We start from the raw sequence: 10,917 nt of genomic DNA, 5'->3' as shown, positions 1-10,917 counted from the left end.
TTGTGGTGCTCAGCCGAGTCCGTCGACGAGGTCGATGAACTTGGAGGCGGTGGAGTTGCTGTAGAACTGCCGCATCGTCACCTTGGGCAGGCCCTGGGCCTTCATCTCCGAGAGCAGCCGGACGACGAGCAGCGAATTGCCGCCCAGCTCGAAGAAGTTGTCCTCCGGCCGCACGTCGACGCCCAGGAGACCGGACCACAACGCGAGGAGCTGTGGCCCGAGCTCACTGGCCTCACCAGCCTCACCGGCCTCCGGCACGGTGCCGGCCGGTGACGGCTGCGGCTCTACGGCGGCGGGGCGGGCGCCGGGTTCGGGCAGCCGGGCGGTGTCGACCTTGCCGTTGATGGTCAGCGGTATCGCGGGGACCGGGGTGAACGTGGCCGGCATCATGTAGTCCGGCAGCACCCGGCGCGCCGCCTCGTACGCGTCCTTCTCGGTGCCGCCGTCGGTGAGCGCGACGTACGCGTGGATGCGGGTACTGGCCGCGTCCCCGGGGGTGTCCTGGCGGAGGACCACGGCGGCCCCGCTCACCTTCGGCTCGGCGAGCAGGACGGAACGGATCTCGTCGAGCTCGATGCGGTGGCCCCGGACCTTGACCTGGTTGTCGAGACGGCCCAGGTGGTCGAGGCGGCCGTCCGGCGCGAGCCGGCCGCGGTCGCCGCTGCGGTAGACGCGTTCGCCGGTGAGCGCGTCGACGACGAAGCGCTCGGCGGTGAGTTCCGGGCGGCCCAGGTAGCGGTCGGCCACCCCGGCCCCTCCGACGTAGATCTCGCCGGACGCGCCGGGCGGCAGGATGCGCCCGCGCCCGTCCCGTACGGACACCGACCAGCCGGGCAGCGCCCGGCCCACGGACCGGGAGCGGGCGATCACCTCGGTGGGCGTCACGGTCTGCGCGGTGACGTGGACGGTGGTCTCGGTGATGCCGAACATGTTCACCAGGCGGCACCGGGTGTGGGAGTGCCGGGTGAGCCACTGGGCGAGCATCGTCACGTCGAGCGGCTCACCGCCGAAGACGACCAGCCGCAGTGCGGCGAGCGCGGTGGGCGCGGCGGATCCGGCCGCCGGGGCGGACTGGCGATCGGCCTCGGCGAGCTGCGCGAAGGCCGACGGCGTCTGGCTGAGGACCGTGACCCGCTGCGCGGCGAGCAGCTCGTGGAACTCGTCGGGAGCGCGCGTCACCCAGTACGGGACGACGACGAGCCGGCCGCCGGTGAGCAGGGCGCCCCAGATCTCCCATACGGAGAAGTCGAAGGCCGTGGAGTGGAAGAGGGTCCACACGTCGTCCGGGCCGAGCCCGAAGTCGGGCGCCGTGGCTTCGACGAGGGCGATGACGTTGCGGTGGGGGACGACGACGCCCTTGGGGCGGCCGGTGGAGCCGGAGGTGTAGATGACGTAGGCGGCCCGGCTGTCGTCGGTCGGATCCTCCGGCTCCACCAGCGAGCCGGATTCCACGAGTTCCGCAGGAGTGACCACACGTATGCCGTCGATGTGCGGGAACTGTCCGGGGTCGCCGATCACGACGCCGACCCCGGCGTCGGTGGCGGTGTGGCGGAGCCGTTCGTCGGGATAGCGGCTGTCCATGGGGACGTAGGCGCAGCCTGCCTTGAGGACGGCCAGCAGCGTGACGACGAGCGTGGCGTCGCGTTCCAGGCACACGCCGACCATGCCGCTGCCGGCCTGTACGCCGAGCGCTGTCAGCCCGGCGGCCATCCGTCCGGCCTGCTCGTCCAGTTGCCGGTAGGTCAGCTCCCGCTGTCCGTCGGTGACCGCGACGGCGTCGGGCCGGTGGCGGGCCGTCTCGGCGATGCGGGCGTGGATCGTGGTGGGCGAGCCGGTTCCTGCCGCCTGGTGTGCGGTGCCGAGGCCGCCGAGCCGCAGGACGTCGAGGGCTTCGCCGGCGTCCAGGAGTGCGACGTCCAGGAGGGGGCGCTCCCCCGGCAGCGCGGCCAGGTGCCGGGCGGCGTGCGCGACGCGGGTGGCGAACATGTCGCCGATCGCGGGGGCCACGGCACCTTCGTCGTACCAGCAGGTGCCGGTGACCGAGCCGTCCTGCTGCCGGACGAAGTGGAGGGTGAGGGGTGCGGGGGGCGCGAGGAACGGGCGGTAGTGGGTGCCGGGACGGGCCGTGGTGAGGACCACGGCGACCGGCGAGGCGTCGGCGGAGGGGGTTCCGTACGGGGGCCGGCAGCGGTCGAGGTGGGCGGCGACGGTGTCGTCCTCGTCCACGGTGACGGTCCAGGAGCGGAAGCCGTCGCGGTCGCTGTCGCCGTCGCTGTCGCCGGAGTGGGCGTGCCGGACGTCGAGCGTCACCTCCGGCTGGGCGGCGTAGCGGGCGAGGGTGAGCGATACGGCGGCGAGGAGCAGGTCGTCGCCGGCGGCTTCCAGGGCGAGGGGGACGGTCCCGTGGCGGCCGGCGCCGGCGGGTGTGCCGAGGCCCCATTCCGGGCCGGGCCGGTCGGTGCGCGGCGGGCGCCCGGCGGGCAGCGTCCGGCCGGTGGGCAGGGGCGCCGGCTCGCCGGCGCTGTCGGGCCCGTCGAGGACGAGTGCGGCCAGCTGCTCGAGCGTCTCCAGGGGCACGAGCGACCGGGCGGCGACGAGGACGAGGTCGGCGAGCCCGTCGGCGTACTCGACGAGGACGGCCCGCAGGGGACCGCCGTCCGGGCGTACGGGCCGCTGGGCCTCGGCGCGGACCCGGGCCCGGCCGGCGGGGTCCTGGGAGTCCACCGGCAGGCGCAGGGTCCACAGTCGCAGCGCGGTGGCGTCCTGCAGGCGACGGGCGGCCTGGGCGGTGTCGAGGGGGCGGTCGGCGCGTACGGTCAGGCTGTGGCAGGCCCGGCGCAACGCGGCTGCCCGCGGCGGGCGTGGGGTGGCTGTGGCCATGGGCGGCCTCCTGCGAGAAGAGTTGCGGTGAGGGAGGTGAACGGTCCGGTCAGCGGGCGCTGAATCCGCCGTCGACGGTGAGAACCGTTCCGGTGGCCTGGCGGGAGTCGTCCCCGGCGAGCCAGACGGCCGCGCCCGCCACGTCCTCCGGCTCGATGAGCGCGTTCATCGGCTGGTCCCGTACGAAGACGTCCTCGTGCTCGCCGACCGGGACGTCGAGCGAGCGGGCGATCTCCGAGAGCATGCGGCCCTCGACGGCCAGGTCGTCGCGTACGGATCCGGGGCAGAGCGCGTTCACGCGCACGCCGAAGGGCGCGTAGTCCAGGGCGGCCGCCTTCGTCAGGCCGACGAGGCCGTGCTTGGCGGCCACGTATCCGGCGAAGTGGCGGTAGCCGACGAGCCCGGCGGTCGAGGAGACGTTGACGATGCTGCCGGCCTGCTGCTCGATCATGGCCGGTGCGACGGCCTTCATCATCCGCCACGCGCCCGACAGGTCGATGTCGAGCATCAAGGACCACTCGGCTTCGGTGATCTCGTGGGTGCTCTTGCCGGAGGGCGCGGCGATGCCCGCGTTGTTGAGGAGGATCTCCACGGTCCCGAACCGGTCGAGCGCCTGGTCCACCGCCGCCGAGACGGCCTGCGGGTCGCGCAGGTCGGCCGCGGCGGTGGCGACGGCCACGCCGTGCCGCTCGCAGAGGGCCGCGGTGTGCGCGAGCTGGCCGGCGGACCCGAGCGGGTAGGGCACGCCGGGCAGGTCCCCGGCGATGTCCATCAGGAACAGGTCGGCCCCCTCCCGCGCGAACCGCTCCGCACAGGCCCGGCCCAGCCCGCGGGCCGCACCGGTGATGACGGCGGTCTTGCCTTGCAACAGCACGCCGCCCCCTCAGCCGGCGTGGGCGGCGGCGCCCAGCTCGTGTGCGACCGTCTCCAGCAGGCTCTTGGGCGAGTCGACGAGGTACATGTGCCCGCCCGGCAGCTCACGGTAGGAGAACCGCCCGCTCGTGGCCGCCTGCCACTCCTCGGCCTGCGCCCGGCTGACGAGCTGGTCGTCGGCGCCGCGCAGCGAGGTGACGGGAATCGGCAGCGGTTCGTCGGAGGCGGGCTTGTAGTTCTCGTGCATGGCCACGTCGGCGCGCAGGAGGGGCAGCAGTATCTCGCGCAGATCGGGATCGTCGAACGCTTCGTGCCGGTACCCGGCGAATTCCCCGACCCGCTCGATGAACTCCTCGTCCCCGAGCCCGGTCGCCCGCTCACTCCGCCCGCTCCAGGGCCCGGGAGAACCGCTCACGAAGAGGTGAGTGAGCCCGGGATGCCCCGATCGCTGGATTTCCCGCGCGAGTTCGAAGGCGAGAACGGCACCGAGACTGTGCCCGAACAGAGCGATGGGCGCCTGCTCACCGACGAGCTCGACAACCCGCGGCGCCAGCTCCGCGGCGGCGACGGCCGCATCCTCATAAGGGTCGTCGAGGAACAGCTCCTCCCGCCCGGGAAGTTGCAGCGGAACGACATGAACCCCTTCCGGCCCCAGCCCGTTCCAGGGCCGGTAGAACCCGGCCCCGCTCCCGGCATAAGGCAGGCACACCAACGAGAACGACGCTGCCGACATTGCTTTCCCAACCTCCTACACGCCGTGCCACAGGCGCGCTGGCCGCGCACGGCTTCACGTTCAGAGAACATCTCACGCGGGGCCGAAGGCGACCGCCGGCCGGGAACGCGGCACGGCGCGGGCGGGGACGAATGGCCGAACGACGATCAGCTGGCGCATCTCCGCGCAAGCCCGAAGACAACGACGACGGCCATACCAAACTCCCCCGAACTTCCCCCGATTCGTCGGCACTGCCCCCATACGAATATGACCAGCCCCGACCAGTTGTGATCGTACAGGCCGGGGGGTGGGTTTTCCATGGCGGTTGAACGCAGGTGAGGAGGGCGCCCTGAAAGGCGAGGTTGGCGATCCCTAGTGGCGTCTCGAAGATCGTTCGCGGCAGGAACAGCACAACACGACGCATTCCGCCCTCGCCATAGGCGGAGGAGCCATCGTCCTCGCTCACCGCCCGGCGGCGTCCGGCCAGCGGCGACGACTCATACCTCGCAGGTCTCACAAGGTCAGGACCGCAGTCCGTCGCCGAGCTCCGCAACAGCCTCACTGGCTTCGGACAAGTCCGGTACGTCCCGAACGCTCGCCAGAACAGTTCGTCGAGCCGAGCCTGATCAAAACGCTTCTCACGTGCGGCCGAAGCCCGAAGCCGACTACGCAGGGTGGCCGGCGCCGCGTAGCAAAGGCGGACTGAGAAGCCACGCGCTTCCCCGCCGGTAGAGGGCGGCTGGACGTCCGGTGGGGGGCAGCCGCTGTCCCCCTGTGGGTTGCACGAACCCCGCGGTGTTGAGCACTTTGCGGCGGAAGTTGCTCGGATCCAGGTTCTGCCCCCAGATCACTTCGTAGACCGTGCGCAGCTCGCTCAGGGTGAACGAATCTCCACAGAAGACCGTAGCGATAGCTGTGTACTCGAGTTTCCTACGGACCTCCTCCAGGGCGTCCGCGAGAATGACCGAGTGATCGAACGCCAGCTCCTGCGCACCGTCCGCCAGTTCTGACACAGGGGCCCAGTAGGCACGCCTGGCATCGGTACCACCCACAGGAACGGGAAGATCCGGCCCCAGGGCGAGATAGGCGATGGTGACCACTCTTCCCCTCGGGTCGCGTCGAGGGTCTCCGTAGGCGCCGAGTTGCTCCAAGTGCATTCGGCTGCCGTCGATCCCGGCCTCCTCCCGGAGTTCACGCAGCGCCCCCTCGCGCAAGGTCTCGCCCTTCTGGACGTAGCCACCGGGCAGTGCGGGCCGACCGAGGAAGGGCTCCAGCCCGCGTTCGATCAGGAGCACCATCAACTGATCGCTCCTGACGGTGAAGATGGCCAAGTCCACGGTCACCCACGATGCCTCCACCTCAGCGGAGTCTTTCAGCCAGTCATCCACCAGAGCCCCTAAAGGTCGCATTGACTTAAACACCCTCGACACTTATGGTCTCACAGACCATAACCCTACGAGGCAAGGGCAGGGCATGATCACTTCCGATGTGCCACCGGCCAAGGAAGCGACCGGCGAACCGAGCGCTGCCACCCGTCACTTATGCACCGGCGTGTACGTGGACGAACGATTCCGCGACCTCGTGATCGACAAGGTGTGCACCGCGCCGCACCGAAGGGTCGCCCCGTCCTACGGGTTCGACATCGTTCCCGTCATGCACCATGCGTGGCGGGCCGCCGCGCTGACTGCGCTTCTCCGCATGACACTGGTAGGGGCCGTGGTCACCCCGGCCTTCGCGGGCGCCCTGCCGACCAGCATCCTCATCATCTGCGGCCTCGCCCTCCTATGGCTGCTCCGCCTCACCCTGCTGCTCCAGAAGAGCGATTGGGAACCGAGGCCAAGACGGAAGCCCAAACGCCGCGGCCTGGGGCCTGCACGAGGCCATCGACACCCCCTCAGACTGCTCTTTCCCCGAAGGTGTTCCGAGAAGGAACGTGCACTCAGACGCATCGGTGTCGCCGCGTTATCCCTGGCGCTGACCGGTCTGGCCGTCGCCCTTTCCCATCCGGGCCACGCCACGACGGCCCTCCATGTGGCCGCAGGAATCATGCTCATGTGCCTCGGCGTCGGAGCCACACGGCAACTGATGCTCGACCACGTCTTGCATGCATCATCTCTTAGGCCCACACGCCTGTCCGGCCGACAACGAGCGGCAGACGTACAGCAGCGACACGTCTGTGCCGTATACCGCCGCCCTCGCCACAGTGATGACGAGGGCGAGGACGAGGACGACCTCACCGTGTTCACGCTCTTCGGGGACGAGTCACCATTCATCGGGGCCGGCGAACTCGTCTACCAGTGGAACCCACCGATGAGCATCCAGTTACTGCGCCCCGGCGACGACGATGCGCCGCTCCATGAACGCGAGCACCCCGTACCCCCCTTTCAAGCACACGAACTGGTCGAGTACCTGCGCGAGGCGGTTCAGCTGCTGGACACCGACAGCCAGGAAGTCCGGCTTCCCGCACAGGTCCGCGACCGCATCTACGTAGCCGAAACCGACGTGGCGATAGACCGCTGCCTCCTTCCACGAGAGTTCGGCGAGGCCGATCTGCGCGACATCATCAACACGCCCGGAACCAAACAACACCACTTCCTTGAAGTCGTCACTCCCACAGAAGGATCAGAGTTCGTCGCAACCGTCCTGTTGCGCGTCAGCCTGCAGGGACGCACTTTGATGATCTCTACAGCAGCATGCGTCCTCGCCCACACGCCGAGATCATTCCAGCGGACCGAGGAATTTGGTCACCACGGAGCCATAGCCGTCGTCTGGGCAGCATTCCGTGAACTGACCGCGCTGCCTTTGGAGATCCAGAACTCATGGCGGATCGCCCGCTACTTCTACACCCTGGGCAAGGCCGCCTTACTCCCTCGCGACCTCACGTCTATACCGATCCGCAACGTATTGATCGGCAGCCGAATAAGCATACGGGAGAGATCGGCCCAAGCATGGTCCAAGGTCCAACTGGAGAAGAGCGACATCCTGGGCCGAATGAAGACGATCGAGCGGCGTCTGCTCCGCGCCACCAGCGACTTTCCGCACGCTAAGGAAGTGGACATATCCGAGTTCAACGACCGCGCACTCAAGATCATCAACAGCGGCATCTTCAACTTCGGCGACAACAATACTTTCAGCAACAACGCCGTGGGTGACGAAGCCCAGGTCAGCATCTCCGGGAACCAGCCGACAGGCTCCAACAACCCAGGCAATGGAGGAAATCAGTGATCAGCAATCGAGGAATCGTCAGCCACGGCAACAACAACAACTTCAGCAACAACGCAGTCGGAAAACACGCCCGCGCCTCCATGGCTGTCCCCTCCCACGACGCCGGCACTCCCACCGACGAAGGGGCTCCCGACGAACGGACCGTTACATGGGACGTCGGAGTGGTCACAATCCTTAGCGAGGAACTGCGCTCTGTAGTAGATGAATTAAAACTGGAGCGCCACAAGGAACCTAGCGGACTGTACTTCTACCGGGGCGAACACACCACACCGGAATCAACCATCCGCATCGTGGCCACTCAGAGCCAGAGCCAGGGACAACGATCGGCGATGGCGGCCCTGGAGAACCTGCGTCGCCATTACGACCCGCGCCTGTGGGCCCTGGTCGGCGTGGGCGGCGGCATACACAACGAGCACGCTCGCATCGGCAACGTCATCATCTCCACCGACATCGTCTACTACGAGAATCGCAAGATCAATCCACATGGGAACGTTCGTCGCCGTGGGGAGCACCGACAAGCGCCGGCACCAGTCGTCCATGCGGTGAACGCCTTCTTTACCGATCACGGAACCCCAGCACGCGTACCCGGTCAGCTCTCCACGCACGCCTCGGAGGAATTCGAGGTCTATCCAGGAGTGATCGGATCAGGCGAAGCAGTAATCGCCGACCGCGAGAGCGATATCCGGAGCTACCTCACGACCTATCACGAGAAGGTCCTGGCGGTTGACATGGAAGCCGGAGGACTGAGCCAATACTGGCAGGAGAATTCCTTCCATGGCGCAATCAACCCCGGATGGATCGTCATCCGAGGCGTATCCGACAACGCCGACGAGAAGAAGGGCCACGGATATCACGAACTCGCGGCTCGAAACGCCGCACACATTCTGCGGCAACTCCTACCCTATCTCTGCTGATCGCGAAGCCAAACCATCGGGATCACCCAAACACAGGGAGATGGCTCGCATGACTGATTTTCTGTTCGGGATACTCAGTTCTCTGGCAGCCAGCGCGATTGTGCTCGTCCTCGGCCTCCTACGCGGCTCACGCCCACTATGGTGGCTGATCGCCGCATGCTCTTGGTGCACCGGCACAGGGCTCGGCCGCGTGTACCGTCATCAATCGTCTGCCGAGCAAGACATCGCACGCGACCTGAGCCGGGCCCGCTGGATCAAGGTTCTGGCAGGGCGTGGAAACGTGCTCACCCGCGAGGTCTTCTCCCCTCTGTGGTCGGGTGAGCTGTCCCCGGATTCCGTTCAGGTCCTGCTGCCCGACCATCGCACCCAAGCTGACTCCTGGCTTGACCGGCGCTCGCACGACGTGCGCCGGTTCGATCCCGGCTTCACCCCGGACCTGCTCAGGAGCCAGGTCCGGACGAACATCGATTACCTGACCCGTGTGACCCGCACACAACGCAACGTCGAGCTTCGCAACTTCAACCTGCCGAATACCTGCCGCGTGATCGCAACAGACCGGGCTGCCTACCTCACCTTCTACAGCCGCTCCGCTCACGGCAGGAACTCCCCGTGCCTGTACGCCCGGGCGCCCGGACTCCTGTACTCCATCGCCCTGCAGCAGTTCGATGCAGCCTGGACGAACAGCTCACCCGCACTCCCGGCATCCCAGCCCTGATGACCTCAGCAAGCGCCCAACTTCACCGGCATCAGGATCACCGTGATTGGCACGCTGGTCCCAGGTGTGTGACCGGAAGTCGGGGCGTCCTTACAGAACCACCCGCTTCCCGGCGTACATACGGATCATCATCGACCGCGTCGGGAAGAGTTGTGACGCCGACTGGCGGCCTGCGGAGGCAGCGAGGGAACGGCCCGCGCACCGCTGACGATCCCAGGCGTGCGGCCGTCCCCGCGCCTGGACGGGGCATCCGCCCGGCGCCCGCACCTGCCACCCCGCCCTGGACACGGACGACGACTTCACCCCCTACATGACCACCCTGTGCACCGCCCAGAGACGCAAGCGCAAACTGACGGCGATGCTCGAACCAACACGTCCGGTAGCACCCAGGCCTCATGCGGTCAGCCGGTCAGCCCCGGCTTCCGCTCCAAATCGGGGGCATGCTGGTGCAGGTCCGACCCGTAACGGCGCAGCCGATAACTCGTGTGCGCCGCGCTCCCTTACACCGCGCCGGGTCGAGCAGACGGCCGTCTGTAACGCTCCTGTCGAGGTGATCCCCTCCAGCAGGTGTCGCAGACCCCGGCGAGCGCGGCCTCGCCCCGGCGGGTCAGTAAGTATTGGAGGTTGCGCGGCTCGTACTGCTCGGCCGTGCGGTAGTTCCCAGGGTGGGCGTGGACCACGTCCAACAGCTCCCACTGTGTCGGCTGTCACAGGACGTCGTGCAGCTCATCGTCTTCCAGTGCGGCCTGCCACCCCACCGTAGGCAACCGCCCGCGCACGTCGTCGAGCCCCAGCGCCCAGGCGCTCCCCAGCCGCGCCGAAGGCGCCGAGCACCGCCCTATAGAGGTCTGCTTTGTCTCCCGTGGTGAACCGGAACATCTCCGGCGGAACCCTGCGCACGGCTCTCGGCCCCTCCTCGACGCTCAGGCTGCGGAGACCGACGGTGAACCGGACGCCGGCCCGTCCGGACCGAGCAGGTCCGTGGCCGGCAGGGCAGTGTCGTCCGCGTCCGGCGGCAGGAAGCGGCTGGCCTTGCCGCTCCACGTCACGACGAGCTCGTCACGGGCCCGGGTCGCGGCGACGAACACGAGCGACCGGGCGCGCTGCTCCTCCTGGCGGTAGCGGTCCAAATTCGAGAGCCGGTACTGCTCTATACGCTGGTACAGCACTTGCCCCTCGCCCACGGACGTCAGAAAGACCCGCTGGAATTCGAGCCCCTTGAATCGGTACATCGTGCCGATGCGCACGGCGTCCACGTCCGAGCGGACGCCCTCCTTGCCGAGCGGGGCGACCGGGATCCCGAACCTGCTCGCGAGCACATAGGCGAACTCCTGGGCAGAGCCGCCATCGGGCACCGCGATGGCCATCGCCGCGTAGGACGCCCCGTACGCGTCGTGGCGATCCTTGATGAGCGTCGCCACCGCCCGGATCCCGGTCTGCCAGTCCGACGCCCGCCAGAACTGCGGCGCGGGCCCCGCTCAGCACCGAACGTAGCCGTCGAGCGTGTCGGATCCGGTGTCCAGATCGTCGAAAGGGGCGCCGTCGATAAGGCGGTTGGCACTGCCCAGGATCTGCCGGCGGTTCGGTAGTTGAGCGTC

The 10,917-nt window shown here is 68.2% G+C and carries 8 protein-coding genes; 3 read left to right on the top strand and 5 right to left on the bottom strand.

Annotated elements, in window-relative coordinates:
• Positions 1–9 precede the first annotated feature (9 nt).
• From ABZ956_RS20825 to ABZ956_RS20810, 4 genes are all read right to left on the bottom strand, one after another.
• Positions 10–2,880: an amino acid adenylation domain-containing protein gene (locus ABZ956_RS20825; RefSeq protein ID WP_361895503.1), complete on the bottom strand. Its 2,871-nt coding sequence runs from the start codon at positions 2,878–2,880 to the stop codon at positions 10–12.
• A 49-nt stretch (positions 2,881–2,929) separates the two neighbouring features.
• The gene (locus ABZ956_RS20820; RefSeq protein ID WP_361895500.1) at positions 2,930–3,754 is read right to left on the bottom strand and encodes an SDR family oxidoreductase; all 825 of its coding nucleotides are present in this window, start codon (positions 3,752–3,754) and stop codon (positions 2,930–2,932) included.
• A 9-nt stretch (positions 3,755–3,763) separates the two neighbouring features.
• The gene (locus ABZ956_RS20815; protein ID WP_361895498.1) at positions 3,764–4,486 is read right to left on the bottom strand and encodes an alpha/beta fold hydrolase; all 723 of its coding nucleotides are present in this window, start codon (positions 4,484–4,486) and stop codon (positions 3,764–3,766) included.
• Between the two features lie 644 nt (positions 4,487–5,130).
• Positions 5,131–5,853, bottom strand: coding sequence for an NUDIX domain-containing protein (locus tag ABZ956_RS20810; RefSeq protein ID WP_361895496.1), 723 nt, complete (start codon positions 5,851–5,853; stop codon positions 5,131–5,133).
• An 85-nt stretch (positions 5,854–5,938) separates the two neighbouring features.
• Between ABZ956_RS20810 and ABZ956_RS20805 the strand changes: the two genes are divergently transcribed.
• The 3 genes from ABZ956_RS20805 to ABZ956_RS20795 are packed head-to-tail and all read left to right on the top strand — an operon-like array spanning position 5,939 to position 9,319.
• Positions 5,939–7,690: a hypothetical protein gene (locus ABZ956_RS20805; RefSeq protein WP_361895493.1), complete on the top strand. Its 1,752-nt coding sequence runs from the start codon at positions 5,939–5,941 to the stop codon at positions 7,688–7,690.
• Positions 7,687–8,604 carry a hypothetical protein gene (locus tag ABZ956_RS20800; protein WP_361895490.1) on the top strand — a complete coding sequence of 306 codons (918 nt, stop codon included), beginning with the start codon at positions 7,687–7,689 and terminating at the stop codon, positions 8,602–8,604. The genes ABZ956_RS20805 and ABZ956_RS20800 overlap by 4 nt, the downstream gene beginning before the upstream one ends.
• 49 nt (positions 8,605–8,653) lie before the next feature.
• On the top strand, positions 8,654–9,319 hold the full coding sequence (locus ABZ956_RS20795) for a hypothetical protein (RefSeq protein ID WP_361895487.1): 666 nt from the start codon (positions 8,654–8,656) through the stop codon (positions 9,317–9,319).
• Between the two features lie 923 nt (positions 9,320–10,242).
• On the opposite strand, the gene ABZ956_RS20790 is transcribed toward ABZ956_RS20795, so the two are convergent.
• Positions 10,243–10,740, bottom strand: coding sequence for a 3'-5' exonuclease (locus ABZ956_RS20790; RefSeq protein ID WP_361895484.1), 498 nt, complete (start codon positions 10,738–10,740; stop codon positions 10,243–10,245).
• Between the last annotated feature and the right edge of the window lie 177 nt (positions 10,741–10,917).

This window comes from Streptomyces sp. NPDC046261, from assembly GCF_040646235.1.
In the GTDB taxonomy this organism is placed as follows: domain Bacteria; phylum Actinomycetota; class Actinomycetes; order Streptomycetales; family Streptomycetaceae; genus Streptomyces.
This window is presented reverse-complemented; position numbering and strand designations above follow the sequence as displayed.